Source organism: Nitrobacter sp. (assembly GCF_047149785.1).
GTDB lineage: Bacteria > Pseudomonadota > Alphaproteobacteria > Rhizobiales > Xanthobacteraceae > Nitrobacter.
Genome location: NZ_BAAGBE010000001.1, coordinates 2,335,042 through 2,354,271, shown reverse-complemented (window position 1 = coordinate 2,354,271; position 19,230 = coordinate 2,335,042). Strand labels below are relative to the sequence as shown.

17 protein-coding genes, 1 other RNA gene and 1 pseudogene are annotated in these 19,230 nt (G+C 63.3%); 8 read left to right on the top strand and 11 right to left on the bottom strand.

Annotation, left to right across the window (positions count from 1 at the left end):
- Window positions 1-3 precede the first annotated feature (3 nt).
- Window positions 4-1,485 carry a hypothetical protein gene (locus tag ACMDCM_RS10855; RefSeq protein WP_412773566.1) on the top strand — a complete coding sequence of 494 codons (1,482 nt, stop codon included), beginning with the start codon at window positions 4-6 and terminating at the stop codon, window positions 1,483-1,485.
- A gap of 22 nt (window positions 1,486-1,507) precedes the next feature.
- Here the strand turns inward: ACMDCM_RS10855 and ACMDCM_RS10850 are convergent, their stop codons facing one another.
- Complete coding sequence (locus ACMDCM_RS10850; RefSeq protein ID WP_412774730.1) at window positions 1,508-1,891, bottom strand: transglycosylase SLT domain-containing protein; 384 nt, start codon at window positions 1,889-1,891, stop codon at window positions 1,508-1,510.
- 639 nt (window positions 1,892-2,530) lie between these two features.
- On the opposite strand from ACMDCM_RS10850, the gene ACMDCM_RS10845 reads away from it, so the two are divergent.
- Window positions 2,531-2,731, top strand: a complete 201-nt coding sequence (locus tag ACMDCM_RS10845; RefSeq protein WP_412773565.1) for a hypothetical protein — start codon at window positions 2,531-2,533, stop codon at window positions 2,729-2,731.
- A 278-nt stretch (window positions 2,732-3,009) separates the two neighbouring features.
- On the top strand, window positions 3,010-3,525 hold the full coding sequence (locus ACMDCM_RS10840; RefSeq protein WP_412773564.1) for a PRC-barrel domain-containing protein: 516 nt from the start codon (window positions 3,010-3,012) through the stop codon (window positions 3,523-3,525).
- Between the two features lie 81 nt (window positions 3,526-3,606).
- On the opposite strand, the gene ACMDCM_RS10835 is transcribed toward ACMDCM_RS10840, so the two are convergent.
- A complete protein-coding gene (locus ACMDCM_RS10835; protein ID WP_412773563.1) occupies window positions 3,607-5,163 on the bottom strand; it encodes a DUF4403 family protein in 1,557 nt (518 codons plus the stop codon).
- 409 nt (window positions 5,164-5,572) lie between these two features.
- Between ACMDCM_RS10835 and ACMDCM_RS10830 the strand changes: the two genes are divergently transcribed.
- Entirely contained in the window at window positions 5,573-6,757 is a 1,185-nt protein-coding gene (locus ACMDCM_RS10830) for an extensin-like domain-containing protein (RefSeq protein WP_412773562.1), read from the top strand.
- A gap of 156 nt (window positions 6,758-6,913) precedes the next feature.
- On the opposite strand, the gene rnpB is transcribed toward ACMDCM_RS10830, so the two are convergent.
- Window positions 6,914-7,351: RNase P RNA component class A (gene rnpB, locus ACMDCM_RS10825), an RNA gene on the bottom strand.
- 133 nt (window positions 7,352-7,484) lie between these two features.
- Here rnpB and ACMDCM_RS10820 point away from each other — a divergent pair.
- The 3 genes from ACMDCM_RS10820 (at window position 7,485) to ACMDCM_RS10810 (ending at window position 8,943) form a co-directional block, all read left to right on the top strand.
- Entirely contained in the window at window positions 7,485-7,637 is a 153-nt protein-coding gene (locus tag ACMDCM_RS10820) for a hypothetical protein (protein ID WP_412773561.1), read from the top strand.
- 125 nt (window positions 7,638-7,762) lie between these two features.
- Window positions 7,763-8,074, top strand: coding sequence for a hypothetical protein (locus tag ACMDCM_RS10815; protein WP_412774729.1), 312 nt, complete (start codon window positions 7,763-7,765; stop codon window positions 8,072-8,074).
- A 188-nt stretch (window positions 8,075-8,262) separates the two neighbouring features.
- Window positions 8,263-8,943, top strand: coding sequence for an AAA family ATPase (locus ACMDCM_RS10810; RefSeq protein WP_412773560.1), 681 nt, complete (start codon window positions 8,263-8,265; stop codon window positions 8,941-8,943).
- A gap of 140 nt (window positions 8,944-9,083) precedes the next feature.
- On the opposite strand, the pseudogene ACMDCM_RS10805 reads toward ACMDCM_RS10810, so the two are convergent.
- From ACMDCM_RS10805 to trxB (ACMDCM_RS10790), 4 genes and pseudogenes are all read right to left on the bottom strand, one after another.
- Window positions 9,084-10,006: pseudogene (locus ACMDCM_RS10805) on the bottom strand (LysR family transcriptional regulator).
- A gap of 2 nt (window positions 10,007-10,008) precedes the next feature.
- Window positions 10,009-10,974, bottom strand: coding sequence for a thioredoxin-disulfide reductase (gene trxB / locus ACMDCM_RS10800; protein WP_412773559.1), 966 nt, complete (start codon window positions 10,972-10,974; stop codon window positions 10,009-10,011).
- A 287-nt stretch (window positions 10,975-11,261) separates the two neighbouring features.
- The gene (locus tag ACMDCM_RS10795; RefSeq protein WP_412773558.1) at window positions 11,262-12,185 is read right to left on the bottom strand and encodes a LysR family transcriptional regulator; all 924 of its coding nucleotides are present in this window, start codon (window positions 12,183-12,185) and stop codon (window positions 11,262-11,264) included.
- A 2-nt stretch (window positions 12,186-12,187) separates the two neighbouring features.
- Window positions 12,188-13,153: a thioredoxin-disulfide reductase gene (gene trxB / locus ACMDCM_RS10790; RefSeq protein WP_412773557.1), complete on the bottom strand. Its 966-nt coding sequence runs from the start codon at window positions 13,151-13,153 to the stop codon at window positions 12,188-12,190.
- 245 nt (window positions 13,154-13,398) lie between these two features.
- Between trxB (ACMDCM_RS10790) and ACMDCM_RS10785 the strand changes: the two genes are divergently transcribed.
- Window positions 13,399-13,878 carry an Lrp/AsnC family transcriptional regulator gene (locus ACMDCM_RS10785; protein WP_412773556.1) on the top strand — a complete coding sequence of 160 codons (480 nt, stop codon included), beginning with the start codon at window positions 13,399-13,401 and terminating at the stop codon, window positions 13,876-13,878.
- 84 nt (window positions 13,879-13,962) lie between these two features.
- On the opposite strand, the gene ACMDCM_RS10780 is transcribed toward ACMDCM_RS10785, so the two are convergent.
- From ACMDCM_RS10780 to carB, 4 genes are all read right to left on the bottom strand, one after another.
- On the bottom strand, window positions 13,963-14,361 hold the full coding sequence (locus tag ACMDCM_RS10780) for a DoxX family protein (RefSeq protein WP_412773555.1): 399 nt from the start codon (window positions 14,359-14,361) through the stop codon (window positions 13,963-13,965).
- A 202-nt stretch (window positions 14,362-14,563) separates the two neighbouring features.
- Window positions 14,564-14,785 (bottom strand): hypothetical protein, encoded by a 222-nt coding sequence (locus ACMDCM_RS10775; protein ID WP_412773554.1) that lies wholly within the window; start codon window positions 14,783-14,785, stop codon window positions 14,564-14,566.
- A gap of 147 nt (window positions 14,786-14,932) precedes the next feature.
- Window positions 14,933-15,409 carry a transcription elongation factor GreA gene (gene greA, locus ACMDCM_RS10770; RefSeq protein ID WP_412773553.1) on the bottom strand — a complete coding sequence of 159 codons (477 nt, stop codon included), beginning with the start codon at window positions 15,407-15,409 and terminating at the stop codon, window positions 14,933-14,935.
- Window positions 15,410-15,761: 352 nt separating this feature from the next.
- Window positions 15,762-19,226 (bottom strand): carbamoyl-phosphate synthase large subunit, encoded by a 3,465-nt coding sequence (gene carB, locus ACMDCM_RS10765; protein ID WP_412773552.1) that lies wholly within the window; start codon window positions 19,224-19,226, stop codon window positions 15,762-15,764.
- Window positions 19,227-19,230: the final 4 nt, after the last annotated feature.

The following is a 19,230-nucleotide window of genomic DNA, read 5'->3' as shown; positions in this document are numbered from 1 at the left end:
TGGATGAGCATCGCGTTCACAGAGCGGGCCGGAACGCGTAGCCGCATTGCCGCCGCGCCGGCCTGGCTGTTCGTCGGAGCGGGCATCTATCTGCTGCTGCTGATCCGCGGCGACGGCCTGCTCCGGGACGCCGACACGTTCTGGCAGATCAAGGTCGGACAGTGGATCGCAGCGCACCACGCGGTGCCTTTCACCGATATTTATTCCTTCACGCGCGCGGGCGAACCGTGGATATCGACGTCTTGGCTGGCGCAGGTGTTGTTCGCGCAAGCATTCGATGTCGGCGGCTGGGCCGGCGTCGTGGTTCTGACGGCTCTTGCGGCGGCAGCGGCCTGCGCGCTGCTTGCATACGTTCTCTGCCGTTGGCTGCCGCCGCTGCAGGTTGGCGTGGTGATCTGCGCGGTTTTCGCGCTGGCGGCGCCACACCTACTGGCCCGCCCGCACGTGCTGGCGATGTCGGTGATGGTCGCATGGGCGAGCGGGCTGGTCTCGGCCAGCGGGCGCGGCAAGACGCCCTCGCTATGGCTGCTGCCGTTGATGATTGCGTGGGCCAACCTCCATGGCGGCTTCGTGTTCGGTCTGGCACTGATCGGCGCCTTTGCGCTCGATGCCGTGTGGAACGCCGAGGCCACGCGGCGCAAGCGCGTGGCGCTTGGCTGGGTGCTGTTCGGGCTCGCGGCGCTCGGCGCGAGCTGCGTCACGCCCTATGGCTGGGGTTCGCTGCTGGCGGCGCGGAAAATTCTGGAGCTTGGAAAGGCGTTGTCGCTGATCGTCGAATGGCGGCCGACGGATTTTTCTCACGTCGGCGTGCTCGAGGTTTGCCTGCTCGGCCTGCTCGGCCTTGCGCTCTTTCGCGGCGTTCGGCTCACGCCGCCACGGACATTGCTGGTGCTCGGCCTGACGCAAATGGCGTTGACGCACAGCCGCAATATCGAGGTCTTTGCGTTCCTGCTGCCGCTCGTGGTGGCGGAGCCGTTGTCGGCGCAGTTCGCGGCGCTGCGCAGAACGGAAAGCACGGCTATTTCCCTGTCGGCGGCGCGGCTCGCTGCTGTCGTGCTCGTGCTCGGCGGCTTCACCGCAGCCTTCGCCGCCAGCCATTCCTACGTTCCCGCTGACGGAAAGTCGCTGACCGGGGCCGTTCATGCGCTGAAGGATCACGGCGCGCGCCGCGTTCTCAATGAGTACTCTTTCGGCGGTTTGTTGATCGGAGCCGATGTGCCGGTCTTCATCGACGGCCGCACCGAACTCTACGGCGAACGGTTCGTGCTCGCTTATGTCAATGCGCTTCAGCTTCGGGACGTTGGCCAGTTTCTGGCGCTGCTCGACACCTATCGCATCGACGCGACGCTGCTCGATCCCGCGTCGCCCGCGGTCCATCTGCTCGACCGCCTCGATGGCTGGCGGCGCGTTTACAGCGACGGCGACGCGGTGGTGCATGTGCGGACCGCCAAACTGGCTCCGCAGATCAGGCCGTCGCTGGATTGAAGCAACCCCGGATCGAAATGCTTCAGTGCGGCGCGATCGACAGCGGTGCACCGGGGATTCGTGCGTCGGCGCTCATGGTCTCTTGCCGGACTCGTCGCAGCCGCTGCCGCTTCGCCACGTAGTAGTAGCCGCCGGCATAATAAGCCACGGCGCGGTCGTGGTTGCCATGAGCGGCGCGATAGGCGCCGGCAAGATACTTCACGGCATAGGTGAGGTTGGTTTCCGGATCGAGCAGTCCTTCGGCCGTGCCGGTGTAGCCGAGGGCCCGCGCGGTCGCGAGCTTGATCTGCATGATGCCGTAATTGCCGCGATGGACGGCACGCGGATTGTAGCGGCTCTCGCGGACTATGACGCGGTGGACCAGTTCGACGGGAACTCCGTTCGCATGCGCGTGCGCCGCCACCATCTCTTCGTATTGCGCGCGCTGCGCGGACGACGGCCGCGGCAACGCCAGCACAACGACGACAAGAAACGGAAAAAAATTACGCAAAATCACGGGAGAGCCCTCACAACCTGCCTTATGCCTATCGCCACAATCGCGACTTTCCTGTGGCAAAGCACCGGGCAGGCTCCGGCGGGTTCCATCGCCGCCCGGAAAAAAGGAACTCCGGGGCGCCCTCCCTTCATGTTCTCCCAAATCAATTTTGCATCAACGATGAGGCGCGTCATGCGAAGCGCCGCAAATTTGTCGCGAGCCGGAGTCTAGATCACGATGATCTCGGATCGATGGATTCAAAATCATGAACGTGATCGATTCCGATATTTCGAGAAGCGGGATGCGGGCGGAAAACGCACCGCACTTTTCCTCATCCCGCTCTGGCATCGCGACGCGGATGTCGTGACGGCGCTCATGCCAGTACGGCCGATTTGAAATTCCCGCACCGCTTGCAGGGGCTTCGGGAATTCAAATCGAAAGCGGTACGAGGATTGTAGAGTTACTATTACCCTTTGCTTTCCGAAGGTGTTGCGATGTCTCACGAACTTCGCAAAAGCGGGTACCAGGTGCGAGAGAGTCCGCGAAAGCAAAGCAGATGGGAGAAGCGTCATGGCTGCTGCCGTATCTGATTATTTGCCTCATCAAAATCCATGTGCGCAATGCGGCCACCCGATCGCCGCGCCGGCCTGGTTTGAACACGGACCGCGCCGGACCGCGTATCTCTGGCAATGCGCCAACTGCGGCTACCGGTTCGAGGCGGTCGCGTTCTTCGCCGAGAGCAAAAGCGAGCCGAGCGCGATCGCAGCCTGACGGCAGGCGCAGCGCCGGGGCATAGCGTCGCATCACCGCGCTTCCGGACAGGTCCGCAGGCGGCGTCGATCTTGTTGTCGCCGTTCGCGCGGGGCGCCTTCATTCATGCCTTCATTGGGGTGTCGTTCGCATGTTGCGCGGACGAATCCCACCGTCGGTTTCTTCGTGCGCTATCCACTCATCAGCGAGCGGAACCCGGGCGATCGGAAATGTTCCCGGGAACGAGTGCCCAAGTTGTGTGTTTGGCTACTGATTTCAAAACCGAAGGAGGTACACTGATGATTGCCAAGCATATCACCGTCGCATTGATCGGATCCGCGCTGCTGGCGACGGCGGCGGTCGCGCAGACGCCCGGCAGCACGACGAACACCATGAGCGCTCCGGCGGCTACATCGTCAGGGCCCGGCTATCACGGTGACTGGCGCTCGTCGAAGATGATCGGCCTTAACGTCTATAATGACTCCAACGAGAAGCTCGGCTCGATCAGCGATATGCTGCTGGACAAGAGTGGAAAGATCAACGCCGCGGTGATCGGCGTCGGCGGGTTTCTCGGCGTTGGCGAGCATATGGTCGCGGTATCCTTCGACAAGCTGAAATTCGTCGATACGCCCGTATCGTCGACATCGGCCTCGACGACGAAGCCATCCGGCGGCACGGCTTCAGGCACCACCACGGGTTCAGCCACATCGACCTCGACGACAGCGAAGACCAATCCCTGGTATCCCGATCACGCGGTCTTCAGCGCGACCAAGGAGCAGTTGAAGTCGATGCCGGAATTCAAGTACGCCGAGTAGTCGGCGATCGAAGCGGATCAGCGACGCGCCCGGTTTTGGCCGGGCGCGTCTTTGCGGGGGCGCGAGCCAACCAGCCGAACGTCATGGCGGCGGCAGCGTCCTGACCTCGACGTTCACGGCGCCCGTCGCCTCCGCGACGACGCGTAGCGTACTGGAATCGAAAGCAACGTCGGCGAGTTTCAGGCTGGTGATCTCGGCCTTGACCCGCACCCCGTTGTCGTTTTTCTGGAAATCCGCGATGGCCGCCGCGATCCTCTCTCTCGCGCTCGATGCGAAGGGCTTGAGGTCGACGGTCGCCTTCTCGGCCAATGCCTTTTGCAGATAGGGCATGGCGGCGCGCGCGGCGGCGCCGAGCAGGCCGAACGCCGTCTCGGATTCGACCGCGAGATTGATATCGGTCAGGCGCAGGGTCTGGTGGGCCTGGTCGAGCGTCGGTCTGCCCCAGATGTGGATGGTGGCTTCGCCACCGAGACCGAACCAGCTTTTCTTCTCCCTCGCGTGAACCAGAAGCGAGATCAGAAGCCGGTCGCCGGCCGCCGCGACGCTGGCCCGCTTGACGGTGACGCCGACCGGGCCGCTGCCATCCTCGGGAAACGTCCTGCCGGCCAACCGGGCTTCGATGATCCTGTTGATGTCGGTGAAGGGCACATCGATCGGGATGCCGATGTTCAATCTGGCCGGCATGGCCGGCACGATGGCGAGCGTTGCGGGAAACGGACAGTCGGGTTTGGTTGCCGAGGCGGTGATCCGCGTTTCCGCCTCGACGCCGAGCGTCAGCGTGACGTTGCTGGCATCGATGCGCGGTTGAACCGCGACGGCGCGCACCGGCTTCAGTTCGAGGTACAGGTCCTGCAACCCGGCTGCGCCCCGCAGCGGAATGGAGCGGCACATCTGCTTCCATTGCTGTCGAGCGCCGCGCTCCAGAACCGGATCGTTGCGGATGCGCTGTTGCAGGCTCGCGAGTTGTTCGTTGACTGCTCTGTCGATGACCGGTTTGACCTGCGAGGGGACGTTGACGCGGGCGCCGGCGACCGAAAGGTTGGTGTCGCCGAGATGGACCTGTGCGGTCATGCCAGGATCGATGCGCCAGTTCGCGGTCAGCACCGGCCGCGCCGTCATCACGACATTGCCCTTGATCTCGGCGTTGGCGTTCAGGTTCTTGATGTTCACGCGCCCTATCTGCTTGGCGACGTTGCCGCCGAGCAGGTTTCCTAGCGCGTTGCCGATCGCGCCCTCGGCCTCGGCCGACAGCGACCCCTTGACCTTGAGGGTGCCGCTCAGCGGCGTCGACAGCGACAGCACGTTGTCGGCGCCCGTGGCGCTGATCGCGCCGCGCGACGCGGTCCATCCGATGTCCGCGTTCTGAAGAATATGCGTGGCCGGATTCTCCGCCTTGCCGGCGAAGTTGCGCGGCGCGGCCCGGTCGGCGGCGTCGCGAATGACGGCGATGGGAATTGTAATCGGTGCAATGATGCTCGAACTGCGGTTGACCGGGGCCAGCGGCGGCAATGTCGCAAGCGCGGGCTGGCTGATTCCAGGCGGAGACAACCAGTCCATGGCCTTGAGACTGAAGAAGAACGAGACCGCAAGGATTCCGGTGCCGAGCAGGATGGTCTTGAGGTTGAACCCAGGCCGCACATTTGCTCCCCGAAAAGGCCCCCGGCGAGGACTCTACAGGCTGCGGGCCACAGACGCCAGCGCGTGACCCGACGTGGCGTCGGAGATGACAATGGAATTTCGACAGCCTGCGTTTTTGGGCGAACATGTCCTGCACGCTCGACCCGAGGATGATACCGGTTTGCGTCGAGAAACGCGTCAAAACAAAATCATGCGGCCAGCAAAAGTCAGGCTCTAGAAGATGCCCAGCACGATCTCCCTGCTCGGCGAGCGCGTAGGTCCGATGCTCATGCGCGGAAAGCTTGCGCCGTGTTCCAGAGGCGAGGCCGTCTTGCTGTCGATCTTCCCTGTGCGACGCGAAACAATGGTTAAAAATGTTTGAATGCAACGCGTTGAAGAAGCCTTAAATAAATTCGCCGAACTTGCGCGGATGACGCGCAGAGTTGCCTTGTATCTCGTCGGCTCCGTCGTCCTTGTGTCGCTGGCCGGTTGCGGGCGCGGTTTTTTCCAGACCGCGGAGCGCGAGCCGTGGCGGGCCGAGGCTGAAGCCGCTTGTCTGAAATCCGGCGAGGTCAGGGAAAGCGCCGATCTCGTTCGCATCCGCCCGATCAACGGTCCCGGCGTCTGCGGCGCCGAATTTCCTCTGAAGGTCTCGGCGCTCGGGGAAAGCCCGGCCTACGGCTTTGCCGACGAGGACCTCAGGCCCCCCGCGTCGGTCGGCCGCAGCCAGCCGCGCTGGCCGGTTGCGCAGCCATCCTACCCGCCGCCGACGTCGTATCCGGAAACAGCCGCTCGCCAGCCCGTTTATGGCGGCGGGTCGAGCGGCCCGGTTTCCCTGACAGCCCCCGGCGTGCAGCCGGCCGTCGACCAGATCGAGCTGCCGGCGGAGGGCTCGTCAGGTGCGGATCGTGTATCGTCCTATCCGCCTGGCGACGGTTACGCCCAGCCGTACGAACGATCGTCGGCCTATCCGGCATCGCCCGCCGCCGCTTCGCCCCGGCACGATTCGTCGTTGCCCCGGCTCGGGCCGGTGCGCGGGACCCTCACCGGCGCCGTTGGGCCTGTCGCCGTGAAGCCGGCCGCGACGCTTGCCTGTCCGATCGTCTCGGCGCTCGACCGCTGGTTCGCGGATGCGGTCCAGCCGGCGGCGATGCGCTGGTTCGGCGCGCGCGTCGTCGAAATCAAGCAGATCTCCGCCTATTCCTGTCGCGGCATGAACGGCAACCCGCACGCACATATCTCCGAGCACGCCTTCGGCAATGCGCTGGATATCGCGGGCTTCACGCTGGCGGACGGGCGATACGTCTCCGTGCAGCATGGCTGGAAGGGTCTGCCGGAAGAGCAGGGCTTCCTGCGCGATGTGGAAGCGACGGCATGTCAGCGCTTCACCACGGTGCTGGCGCCGGGCGCGAACGTGTATCACTACAATCATATCCATGTCGATCTGATGCGTCGCGCGAGCCGGCGCTCGATCTGCGAGCCGCCGGCGGTGTCGGGCGAGGACATCGCGGCGCGCGCCGCGCGCGGTTCTTATGCCGGCCGCGAGCCTGGGGTGACGGGATCGCTGGGCGGCAGAGCGAGCCGTTCGCACCGTCACGACGCCGACGACGACTGATGCGCGCGAACAGGCGTGTTTGATATGCGCAAGCAGCCGCGCGGGTTTTGAAATGGCGAGGGGTCCGGCGTGGATGCGCCGGACCCCTCATTCACATTAAGCGCGTTTTCTTGACCTGAACCGGAAGTCCCACTTCCTTCGAAAACGCTTCGCGAACATATCAGCCGGCCTGTAAGCCGGGTTCTGTAGGGCATCGCGCGCTTGCGCCCGCGATACGTGACGGCCATTCCTCTGGGACGACGCTTGCGCGTCGCCTCGTGCAACCTACCCGGACAGCGGGCTCGACGCAGCCCTGCGATGTTATCGCCGAGGCGAACTATTCGCGATGCTGTCCCTATTCGGTTTTGCTCCCGGTGGGGTTTACCATGCCGTCTCCGTCGCCGGAGACGCGGTGCGCTCTTACCGCACCTTTTCACCCTCTTATCCTTCCCGCAAGGAGAAGGGCAGGGGCAGGAACGGCGGTTCGTTTTCTGTGGCACTGTCCCTGGGGTCGCCCCCGCCGGACGTTATCCGGCACCGTGTGTCGATGGAGCCCGGACTTTCCTCTCCCGAAAGCCTTTCGGCCGGAGCGGGAGCGGCCGTCCGGCCGACTGACGCGATATGCATGACGGTTGCGCGCGGCGGCGTCAAGCCGCGCGGAGCCATGCCGACGTCTGGCGGTCCGGCGGAACTCGCGCCGCCCATGGTCATTGAATCCCTGCGGCTATGTCCGCGAAGGGAGGTTGTCATGACCGATTTGCGTCTCTGGCGTACGCATGACGTGCCGATCGAGGATATGCGCGGGATCGTGCCTGAGGAAACAAATTACGCCATCGGCTGGGCGCTCAGTGCGCTCCTGACGCTGACGGTGATCTGCATCGTCTGGACGTTTGGTTTCTGAGCTGAAAGCCGGCGCCTGCTGCCGGCATGTTTAGACCCGTATCTGGAGGTCGAGCTGTTTTGCGCGACATCCCGCCGCGTTGTCGCGGTGTGACCGATCAACATCTTTCCGTCACGGAGCAAACAGTGAGCAGTGATCACCGAGCGGAGCTGGACCGGCATTTTGCCTGGTTCGAAAGCAAAATGCCGCCACGACCGGCGAAATTCATAGGCTGGGTGCGCAGGCCGTCCTCGCGGCTGGCCCGCGTTCCGCTGGCCGTGCTGCTGGTCGTCGGTGGCGTCTTCAGTTTTCTGCCGGTGCTGGGGCTGTGGATGTTGCCTCTTGGGCTCATGTTGATCGCGCTGGATCTTCCATTCCTGCAACGACCGATGGCGCGGACGCTCGGCTGGATCGAGCGCAAATGGATGGAGCGAGAAGCGGCGAAACGCACGTCGTGACGTTTTCTCGGGACAACTCGTTTGTGATCTTTGCGGCAATATGACTCACATATCCGGCGGAGTGTGACTCAAATGCCAGTTCAGTGTGAAAAACCGACGCAAAGATGCGATTGGCGGCAAGATTTGTCTTTAACGAATCAGTATGCTGATTCATTTTAGTCTCCCGGGTCAATCTTGGAGACCAAGGTATGAACGTTATTGTTTTCGCATCGCGTAAAGGCGGCTCAGGCAAAAGCACCCTGGCTGCTCACCTTGCCGCGCAAGTTCATAAGGCCTCGAAGCCCTGCCTGCTGGTGGATGCCGATCCGCAGGGATCGCTGACCCTTTGGCACAAGCTGCGCGGCACCAACGAACCTCCGATCCGGACAGCCAACCGTTCCGTCACCGAGATCATCAACTCGGCCAAGCGTGACGGTTTCGAATGGGTATTTATCGACACGCCGCCGAACCTGTCGGCCGTCGTGGACGACGCCATCCGCAATGCAACCATGGTTGTGATTCCCGCGCGGCCCGGTGTCTTCGACGTCAATGCGGTGCAGGACACCATCCAGACCTGCCGGTCCGCACGCAAGCCTTATGCCGTTGTCATCAACGGAGCTCCGGCGATGCGCGACGGCTCTGAAAGCCCGATCGTCACCATCGCCCGCGAGGCTCTTGCGAAATTCCGCGCTCCGGTCTGGAGCGGCCAGATCACCAATCGCGCCGACCTGCTGCTGGCGCTCGCGCATGGTGAAGGTGCTCGCGAATACGATTCCCAGGGTCGCGCGGCCTCGGAGATCGGACGGTTGTGGGCGGCGATCGAGCGGTCCGTCAAGGCCATCCGTGGCGCCGGGTCCTCGAACGGGACCATGCACAAGAACGCGGCCTGACCCGACGGATTCCATAGAACCGCTTCTGATTCCATCAGAAGCGAAAAGGCTCTGATGCCGGATGATAAAGCGCGCGGGTTTCGCGCGTTTGTCGTCTTCCGCTGTGTGCTTGCCGCGAGCCGAAAGCATTATCCGGCGGATCAGGACGGCCAGCGCTGCGCCTTGCTGACCACGAAATCGCGGAAAGCCTGAACCCGGGCGACGGATTTCAGTTCTTCGGGATAGACGAAATAAGTATCGAGCTGAATCAGATCGGATTCGCCGAACAACTGTACCAGGAGGTTGTTCTCGCCGACCAGGTAATCCGGCAGTGCGGCGATGCCGAGGCCTTGCTGACAGGCGCTGAACAAGCCCAGAATGTTGTTGACGATGAAGTACGGCTCGCGCGCTCCCGAGCCGTTGCGACCGGCGTCGATCAGCCAGTTGCGGTTCTGGGGGTGTACCGATGGGTGCGTATCGCTGAGCAGGACGATACGGTGTCCATCGAGTTCCTCCAGTGTCCGGGGGGTGCCGAAGCGCTTGACGTATTCGGTCGAGCAATAAGCGTGGAAGCCCATGGCAAACAGCTTGCGCTGAATGAGATCGGGCTGGGTCGGCTTTTGCGTCCGGATCGCGATGTCGGCCTGTCGCATCGACAGGTCGAGTTCTTCGTCGGTGAGAACCAGCGATATCCGGATCTCCGGATAGAGCGCGGTGAATTCGTTAAGCCGGGGGATCAGCCAGTTGATGCCGATGGCCGGCGTGGTCGTCACCTTGAGATCGCCGCTCGGCCGCTCGCGGCTGTCGGTGAGCTTGGCGCGCGCCGCCTGCAACTGCATGAAGACTTCATGCGCGGTCCGGAACAGCAGGTCGCCCTGTTCGGTCAGGATCAGTCCCCGCGCATGGCGATGAAACAGCGAGACCGAAAGCTCCTGCTCCAGCGCGCCGACCTGCCGCGACACGGCGGACTGCGACAGTCCTAGCTGTTCGCCGGCATGCGTGAAGCTCCGGCCTCGGCGGCGGCATGAAACACCTTCAGCTTGTCCCAGTCCATGTCGGCAAAACCGTCGCGATTCCGTAGCATCGTTACTCCGCGGCCGCGCGGTCGCTCGCATGGGCTGCGAGAAACCGTTCGGCTTCCAGTGCGGCCATGCAGCCAAGGCCCGCGGCCGTGACTGCCTGGCGATAAACCTCGTCCGCGACGTCGCCGGCCGCGAACAGGCCGGGCACCGATGTTGCCGTCGAGTTCGGCGCGACCTCGACATAGCCCGAGCTTTTCAGCTTGACCTTGCCGGCTACAAGTTCGGTGGCGGGGGCATGGCCGATCGCGATGAACACGCCGTCGGCCGCGACTTCGGTAAGCACGCCGGTCTTGACGTTCTTCAGGCGGGCGTGGGTAACCTTGGGCGGATTTTCGGTGCCGCAGATTTCGTCGATGACGCTGTCCCAGATCACCTTGATCTTGGGATGCTTGAACGCACGATCCTGCAGAATGCGTTCGGCGCGGACGTGGTCGCGGCGATGCACGAGGGTGACCTGCGCGGCGAAATTGGTCAGGAACAGTGCTTCCTCGACCGCGGTATTGCCGCCGCCGACCACGATCACGTTCTTGCCGCGATAGAAGAAGCCGTCGCAGGTGGCGCAGGCGGAGACGCCGAATCCCTTGAAGGTGTCTTCGGACGGCAGCCCGAGCCAGCGCGCCTGGGCGCCGGTGGCAAGGATCACGGTCTCGGCAAGGTAGACGTCGCCGCTGTCGCAGGTAAGCCGGAACGGACGCTGCGACACATCGAGCGAGTTCACGGTATCGGTAACGATTCTGGTGCCGACATGCGTCGCCTGCTTCTCCATCTGCTCCATCAGCCACGGACCCTGGATCACGTCCGCAAAGCCGGGGTAGTTTTCGACGTCGGTCGTGATGGTCAGTTGGCCGCCGGGCTGGATGCCCTGGATCAGCACCGGTTCAAGCATGGCGCGTGCGGCATAGATCGCCGCCGTATAGCCTGCCGGGCCAGAGCCGATGATCACAACCTTGGCGTGAACGGGAGCAGGCATAATTAGAACCTATGTCGAGAAGCCGGCCTGCGGGCGAGCGGCGAATTGCGGAGGCGGGAAAACATGGAACTTTATATATAGCATATCTGGTAAGCTATGCGGGATTTGCAACCCGTCACTGCGACAATTCCTCTAAACCCAAAAGCAGGCGCCGCGCAATAAAATTGCGCAGGCCGCTCCAACTGCGTTAATAAGCTTTGAGGAGATTCTTTCCGTTTCGAGCATGATCCCTNGTTTGTCGTCTTCCGCTGTGTGCTTGCCGCGAGCCGAAAGCATTATCCGGCGGATCAGGACGGCCAGCGCTGCGCCTTGCTGACCACGAAATCGCGGAAAGCCTGAACCCGGGCGACGGATTTCAGTTCTTCGGGATAGACGAAATAAGTATCGAGCTGAATCGAATCGGATTCGCCGAACAACTGTACCAGGAGGTTGTTCTCGCCGACCAGGTAATCCGGCAGTGCGGCGATGCCGAGGCCTTGCTGACAGGCGCTGAACAAGCCCAGAATGTTGTTGACGATGAAGTACGGCTCGCGCGCTCCCGAGCCGTTGCGACCGGCGTCGATCAGCCAGTTGCGGTTCTGGGGGTGTACCGATGGGTGCGTATCGCTGAGCAGGACGATACGGTGTCCATCGAGTTCCTCCAGTGTCCGGGGGGTGCCGAAGCGCTTGACGTATTCGGTCGAGCAATAAGCGTGGAAGCCCATGGCAAACAGCTTGCGCTGAATGAGATCGGGCTGGGTCGGCTTTTGCGTCCGGATCGCGATGTCGGCCTGTCGCATCGACAGGTCGAGTTCTTCGTCGGTGAGAACCAGCGATATCCGGATCTCCGGATAGAGCGCGGTGAATTCGTTAAGCCGGGGGATCAGCCAGTTGATGCCGATGGCCGGCGTGGTCGTCACCTTGAGATCGCCGCTCGGCCGCTCGCGGCTGTCGGTGAGCTTGGCGCGCGCCGCCTGCAACTGCATGAAGACTTCATGCGCGGTCCGGAACAGCAGGTCGCCCTGTTCGGTCAGGATCAGTCCCCGCGCATGGCGATGAAACAGCGAGACCGAAAGCTCCTGCTCCAGCGCGCCGACCTGCCGCGACACGGCGGACTGCGACAGTCCTAGCTGTTCGCCGGCATGCGTGAAGCTCCCGGCCTCGGCGGCGGCATGAAACACCTTCAGCTTGTCCCAGTCCATGTCGGCAAAACCGTCGCGATTCCGTAGCATCGTTACTCCGCGGCCGCGCGGTCGCTCGCATGGGCTGCGAGAAACCGTTCGGCTTCCAGTGCGGCCATGCAGCCAAGGCCCGCGGCCGTGACTGCCTGGCGATAAACCTCGTCCGCGACGTCGCCGGCCGCGAACAGGCCGGGCACCGATGTTGCCGTCGAGTTCGGCGCGACCTCGACATAGCCCGAGCTTTTCAGCTTGACCTTGCCGGCTACAAGTTTGGTGGTGGGGGCATGGCCGATCGCGATGAACACGCCGTCGGCCGCGACTTCGGTAAGCACGCCGGTCTTGACGTTCTTCAGGCGGGCGTGGGTAACCTTGGGCGGATTTTCGGTGCCGCAGATTTCGTCGATGACGCTGTCCCAGATCACCTTGATCTTGGGATGCTTGAACGCACGATCCTGCAGAATGCGTTCGGCGCGGACGTGGTCGCGGCGATGCACGAGGGTGACCTGCGCGGCGAAATTGGTCAGGAACAGTGCTTCCTCGACCGCGGTATTGCCGCCGCCGACCACGATCACGTTCTTGCCGCGATAGAAGAAGCCGTCGCAGGTGGCGCAGGCGGAGACGCCGAATCCCTTGAAGGTGTCTTCGGACGGCAGCCCGAGCCAGCGCGCCTGGGCGCCGGTGGCAAGGATCACGGTCTCGGCAAGGTAGACGTCGCCGCTGTCGCAGGTAAGCCGGAACGGACGCTGCGACACATCGAGCGAGTTCACGGTATCGGTAACGATTCTGGTGCCGACATGCGTCGCCTGCTTCTCCATCTGCTCCATCAGCCACGGACCCTGGATCACGTCCGCAAAGCCGGGGTAGTTTTCGACGTCGGTCGTGATGGTCAGTTGGCCGCCGGGCTGGATGCCCTGGATCAGCACCGGTTCAAGCATGGCGCGTGCGGCATAGATCGCCGCCGTATAGCCTGCCGGGCCAGAGCCGATGATCACAACCTTGGCGTGAACGGGAGCAGGCATAATTAGAACCTATGTCGAGAAGCCGGCCTGCGGGCGAGCGGCGAATTGCGGAGGCGGGAAAACATGGAACTTTATATATAGCATATCTGGTAAGCTATGCGGGATTTGCAACCCGTCACTGCGACAATTCCTCTAAACCCAAAAGCAGGCGCCGCGCAATAAAATTGCGCAGGCCGCTCCAACTGCGTTAATAAGCTTTGAGGAGATTCTCACGATTTCGGGTCAGCTTCGGGGTTTGCACGCGCGTGTCGAAAAGTCTCGATGAGATCGACCTCAAGATTCTGAGCGAGATTCAGGCCGATGGCCGGATCACCAATGTCGAACTGGCCAGGCGGGTCGGCATTTCGCCGCCCCCGTGTTTGCGCCGGGTTCGGGCGCTGGAGGAGGAGGGTTACATCCAGGGGTATCGCGGATTGCTCGATCCGCAGCGGCTCGGTTTCGAGGTCACGGTTTTCGCGTCGGTGCACCTGTCGAGTCAGGCCGACGCCGACCTGCGCGCGTTCGAGGAATTCGTGCGCGGCGAGCCGCTTGTGCGCGAGTGCTGGATGCTATCGGGCGAGGTCGACTTCATCCTGAAATGCGTCGCGCCCGATATGGCGACGTTTCAGGATTTCGTGTCGCATCTCACTGCCGCGCCGCATGTGCGCAACGTGCGCACCTCGCTGGTCCTGCACAGTTCCAAATACGCCGCCGCGGTGCCGCTGGAATTGAAGGTGCCAGGCTGAGGCCACGAAGTGCGCGCGCCGAAGACGCGCATGCCCGGCGTCAACCGGGCATCACGTTCAGCGGCGCTTTATCCTGCTCGTGCTTCAGCTCTTGTTGAAGATCAGCTTGTCGAGGCTGACCGGACCGCCGCCGGCGAAGACCAGGTAAAAGAACACGAAGCAGTAAAGCGCGGCCAGTTCGCCGCCATTGAGGATCGGCATGAATTTCTGCGGCGCGTGGACCATGAAATAGGCGACCGCGGTCATGCCCGAGGCGATGAAGGCGGCCGCGCGCGTGAACAGCCCGACCACCAGCAACGCGCCGCCGATGAGTTCGATAAATCCCGCGGCCCCGACCATCGAACCGATTTGCAGGTGGGCGAACATCGGCAGCGCGGGGAAGCCGAGCAGCTTGGCGGTGCCGTGTTGCATGAGCAGAAGCCCGCTCATGAAACGCAGCAGGCTCAGCACCATCGGCTGCCATTTTGAGAGCGTTTGGTTCATGTCGGGGACTCCGGGTTATGTCGTCGCGAATCTTAACCAGCCTTGTCTTCCGCGCCTCGTCTTACGAGACCCGGCCTCATCGCAAGGCTAACGCAAGTGGAACGGCTTGGCTCTTGAATTGTTCCAGATTTGGAACCGGCCGATGCGGGTTCTTCCGTGCGTCATTGTGCCCCGCGTATCCCGGGTTTCGGGATCGCCCGGGTCAAGGCTCGAGGCAGCGGATTGATTTAGGCTGGCAGGAAAAACCGGTGTTCGAGCAAACCGTCGGCGCGCCGTTGCCGTCGCGTGTGCAGCTCACGCAATCGTCGGTCCATCGGCTGCAATTGAGCGGGCCTTTCTGCACCGAAATTCCCTTCGCCGCCGACGGCGGCGGAATATCCATGTCGGCGGCGAGGGTGGGTCCGGCGATGATCGCCGCCGTCATCGCGAGAGCGAGGACTGAACAGGAAAGCTGTGTCATCGCTTACGTCCCGGTTGGCGGAAATTGAAAATGAAATCATATCGAGAAAAACGCAACCCGACCGTGGCGACGTATTTGCGATAACGAACAGCGAAGAGAATGAGCTTTCCGCTATCGCCACTCCACCTTGGCGATCTCGTAGGCTTTTGCGCCGCCCGGCGCGACGACTTCGACCGAGGAGCCTTTCTTCTTGCCGATCAGCGCGCGCGCCAGCGGCGAGGTGATCGAGATGCGCCCCTTTCTGGCGTCGGCTTCGGCTTCGCCGACGATCTGCCACACCGCCTTCTTGTCGGTGTCCTCGTCGATCAGCGTCACGGTGGCGCCGAACTTGATGGTGTCGCCGGACAGCTTGCTGACGTCGATGATGTCGGCGCGCGCCAGCTTGTCCTCGAGTTCGGCGATGCGGCCTTCGTTGTGGGACTGCTCTTCCTTGGCGGCGTGATACTCCGCGTTCTCCGACAGGTCGCCATGCGAGCGCGCCTCGGCAATCTGCTCGATGATGCGCGGCCGGTCCACCGACTGGCGCTTCTTCAGTTCGTCTTCGAGGGCGGTATGTCCGCCCCGGGTCATCGGAACCTTGTCGACCATCTCACTTCGTCCTTCGCTTGATCTGCGGCCCTGCGACTGTACTCGATGGTATCGCGCAAATCCGCATTCGGCCAACGTCCCGCATTTTCCGAAGGTCGCATGTTTTTGCAGCAGCCTTTGAATGCGATCTTCTGAATCAGAGGGACGTCAGCAACTCCATATTTCCGGTGCGGTTTGAGCTCGGAAGTTCGCTTGACGAACGGACTCGCCGGGAAATGAAGCGAACTTCCGAACCACCACACCAGCCTGTTCACGGCCGGCCCCGGCTGGAACAAACACTCCCGTGGCCGGCAGGTTCCGGCTCCGCCAGGACCCCTGGAACCGTTTCGGGCCCCTGAATCCAGTTCAGGCCTTAAGTCTCGGAAAAATAGCTTTGCAACGTGCGAACCTCAAGGTCCCCCCCCAGATAGGCGCGGATGCCCTGCGCGGCCGCCACGGCGCCTGAAAGAGTGGTGTAATACGGCACTTTATGCAAGAGGGCAGCGCGCCGCAGCGAGCGGCTGTCGGCCAGCGCCTGCGGTCCCTCGGTCGTGTTGAACACCAGTTGCACCTCGCCGTTGGTGATAGCGTCGACGATGTGTGGCCGGCCCTCCAGAACCTTGTTGATTTTCTCCGCCGGAACGCCGCTGTCTGACAGATAGCGTTGCGTCCCCGACGTCGCCATCACCCTGAAACCCATTGAGGACAATAGTTTCACGGTCTCGAGGATACGCACCTTGTCGGTCTCGCGGACCGAGACGAACACGGTGCCCTTGCGCGGCAGGCGCGTGCCGCTGCCGAGCTGGCTCTTGGCGAAGGCGATCTCGAACGAGCGGTCGATCCCCATCACCTCGCCGGTCGATTTCATTTCCGGGCCGAGCACGGTATCGACGCCCGGGAAGCGCGCGAACGGGAAGACCGACTCCTTGACGCCGACATGGCCGAGCTTCTGCGGCTTGAGCCTGAAGGAGGCCAATTTCTCGCCGGCCATGATCCGCGCCGCGATCCTGGCGACGGGCAGGCCGACCACCTTGGCGACGAACGGCACCGTGCGCGAGGCGCGGGGGTTCACTTCGAGCACGTAGATCTCGCCGTCCTTGATGGCGTATTGCACGTTCATCAGGCCGATGACGTCGAGACCAAGCGCGAGTTCGCGGGTCTGCCGTTCCAGCTCGGCGATGGTGGCGGCGTCGAGTGAGCGCGGCGGCAGCGAGCAGGCCGAGTCGCCGGAGTGGATGCCGGCTTCCTCGATATGCTCCATGATGCCGACGACGTATGTGTCCTTGCCGTCGCAGAGACAATCGACGTCGATCTCGGTGGCGTCGGAGAGATAGCGGTCGAACAGCAGCGGGTTGGTGCCGAGCACCGTGTTGATCTGGCCGGTCTTGTCGTTCGGATAGCGCGCCTTGACGTCGGCGGGCACAAGCTCGGGCAGGGTGCCGAGCAGGTAGTCGCCGAGCTGGCTGTCCTCGCGGATGATCTGCATGGCGCGGCCGCCCAGCACATAGGACGGCCGCACCACCAGCGGCAGGCCGAGATCGGCCGCCACCAGCCGCGCCTGCTCCACCGAATAGGCGATGCCGTTCTTCGGCTGCTTCAGTTTCAGCCGGTCGAGAATGCGCTTGAAGCGGTCGCGATCTTCCGCGAGGTCGATGGCGTCGGGCGAGGTGCCGAGGATCGGCACGTCGGCCGCTTCCAGCGCGCGCGCCAGTTTCAGGGGCGTCTGGCCGCCGAACTGCACGATCACGCCGTGGAGCCGGCCGTTCTGCCGCTCGGTGTCGATGATCTCCAGCACGTCCTCGGCCGTCAGCGGCTCGAAGTAGAGCCGGTCGGCGGTGTCGTAGTCGGTCGAGACCGTTTCCGGATTGCAGTTGACCATGATGGTCTCATAGCCTGCGTCCGACAGCGCGAAGCAGGCGTGGCAGCAGCAGTAGTCGAACTCGATGCCCTGGCCGATGCGGTTGGGCCCGCCGCCGAGGATGACGACCTTGGTCCTGCCCGACGGCGCGCTCTCGTCGGCCACCGCGCCCGCGAAGGGCGGCTCGTAGGTCGAGTACATGTAGGCGGTCGGCGAGGCGAATTCCGCGGCGCAGGTGTCGATGCGCTTGAAGGCCGGGCGCACCTTGAGCGCGCGGCGCAGCGTCCTGACCTCGGCTTCGGTCCTGCCGGCGAGCACCGCGAGCCGCGCGTCCGAGAAGCCCATGCTTTTGAGCGTGCGCATGGCGAAGGCGTTGCCCGGCAGGCCGTGGGCGCGGACCTTGTTCTCCATCTCGACGATGCCGCGCAGTTCGGCGAGAAACCACGGATCGATCTTGCAGGAGTTGAAGATCTCGTCGTCGCTCCAGCCGAGCCGCATCGCCTGCGCGACCTGAAGCAGGCGGTCGGGGGTCGGGGTGCCGAGCGCGGCGCGGATCGCGTTCTTGTCGTCGCCCTGGCCGAGTCCTTCGATGTCGATTTCGTCGAGGCCGGTGAGGCCGGTCTCCAGCCCGCGCAATGCCTTCTGGAGGCTTTCCTGAAAGGTGCGGCCGATCGCCATCACTTCGCCGACCGATTTCATCGAGGTGGTCAGCGTGGTCGAGGCGCCGGGGAATTTTTCGAAGGCGAAGCGCGGGATCTTGGTGACGACGTAGTCGATGCTGGGCTCGAACGAGGCGGGCGTCGCGCCGCCGGTGATGTCGTTGGCGATCTCGTCCAGCGTGTAGCCGACCGCGAGCTTGGCCGCGACCTTGGCGATCGGAAAGCCGGTCGCTTTTGACGCGAGCGCCGAGGAGCGCGACACGCGCGGGTTCATTTCGATCACGACCATGCGGCCGTCGGCCGGATCGACGCCGAACTGCACGTTGGAGCCGCCGGTCTCGACGCCGATCTCGCGCAGCACGCTAAGCGAGGCGTCGCGCATGATCTGGTATTCCTTGTCGGTCAGCGTCAGCGCCGGCGCCACCGTGATGGAGTCGCCGGTATGGACGCCCATCGGGTCGAGGTTCTCGATCGAGCAGACGATGATGCAGTTGTCGTGTCTGTCGCGGACCACCTCCATCTCGTACTCTTTCCAGCCGAGCACGCTCTCCTCGATCAGGACCTCGTTGGTCGGAGAGGCGTCGAGCCCGCGCTCGATGATGTCGAGAAATTCGTCGCGCGTATAGGCGATGCCGCCGCCGGTGCCGCCCATGGTGAAGGAGGGGCGGACGATCGCCGGCAGGCCGATCTCCGACAACGCCATCAGCGCTTCCGCCATCGCCTGCTGCTGGTAGCGCTTGCGCCGCTCGTTCTCGCCAAGCCTCCATTGCCGCTCGAATTCGGCGAGCGCGTCGCCGGAGAGCTTGTCCTTCTCGGCGAGATAGCTGTCGCGGTCGGCCTTTTTCATCGCGGATGCATTGGCGAGCCGCGATTTCGGGGTCTCCAGACCGATCCTGGTCATGGCCTCGCGAAAGAGTTGCCGATCCTCGGCCTTGTCGATGGCATCCGCGGTGGCGCCGATCATCTCCACGTCAAATTGCTCGAGCGTGCCCAGTCTGCGCAGCGACAGCGCGCAGTTCAGCGCAGTCTGGCCGCCCATGGTCGGCAGCAGCGCGAAGCCGCCGGGAACGACATGGCGCTCTTTTTCGATGATCCTGGCGACGATGTCCGGCGTGATGGGCTCGATGTAGGTGGCGTCGGCCAGTTCCGGGTCGGTCATGATCGTCGCCGGATTGGAGTTGACCAGGACGACCCGGTAACCCTCCTCTTTCAGCGCTTTCACCGCCTGGGTGCCGGAATAGTCGAATTCGCAGGCCTGGCCGATGACGATCGGCCCGGCGCCGATGATGAGGACGGTCGATATGTCGGTGCGTTTGGGCATTAAG

Excerpts from the sequence above, each read along its gene's own strand:
- ACMDCM_RS10855 (WP_412773566.1), top strand. The coding sequence starts at position 4 with ATGAGCATCGCGTTCACAGAGCGGGCCGGAACGCGTAGCCGCATTGCC.
- ACMDCM_RS10850 (WP_412774730.1), bottom strand. The coding sequence starts at position 1,891 with ATGGTGGCGGCGCACGCGCATGCGAACGGAGTTCCCGTCGAACTGGTC.
- ACMDCM_RS10845 (WP_412773565.1), top strand. The coding sequence starts at position 2,531 with ATGGCTGCTGCCGTATCTGATTATTTGCCTCATCAAAATCCATGTGCG.
- ACMDCM_RS10840 (WP_412773564.1), top strand. The coding sequence starts at position 3,010 with ATGATTGCCAAGCATATCACCGTCGCATTGATCGGATCCGCGCTGCTG.
- ACMDCM_RS10830 (WP_412773562.1), top strand. The coding sequence starts at position 5,573 with ATGACGCGCAGAGTTGCCTTGTATCTCGTCGGCTCCGTCGTCCTTGTG.
- ACMDCM_RS10820 (WP_412773561.1), top strand. The coding sequence starts at position 7,485 with ATGACCGATTTGCGTCTCTGGCGTACGCATGACGTGCCGATCGAGGAT.
- ACMDCM_RS10810 (WP_412773560.1), top strand. The coding sequence starts at position 8,263 with ATGAACGTTATTGTTTTCGCATCGCGTAAAGGCGGCTCAGGCAAAAGC.
- trxB (WP_412773559.1), bottom strand. The coding sequence starts at position 10,974 with ATGCCTGCTCCCGTTCACGCCAAGGTTGTGATCATCGGCTCTGGCCCG.
- ACMDCM_RS10795 (WP_412773558.1), bottom strand. The coding sequence starts at position 12,185 with ATGCTACGGAATCGCGACGGTTTTGCCGACATGGACTGGGACAAGCTG.
- trxB (WP_412773557.1), bottom strand. The coding sequence starts at position 13,153 with ATGCCTGCTCCCGTTCACGCCAAGGTTGTGATCATCGGCTCTGGCCCG.
- ACMDCM_RS10780 (WP_412773555.1), bottom strand. The coding sequence starts at position 14,361 with ATGAACCAAACGCTCTCAAAATGGCAGCCGATGGTGCTGAGCCTGCTG.
- ACMDCM_RS10775 (WP_412773554.1), bottom strand. The coding sequence starts at position 14,785 with ATGACGGCGGCGATCATCGCCGGACCCACCCTCGCCGCCGACATGGAT.
- greA (WP_412773553.1), bottom strand. The coding sequence starts at position 15,409 with ATGGTCGACAAGGTTCCGATGACCCGGGGCGGACATACCGCCCTCGAA.
- carB (WP_412773552.1), bottom strand. The coding sequence starts at position 19,226 with ATGCCCAAACGCACCGACATATCGACCGTCCTCATCATCGGCGCCGGG.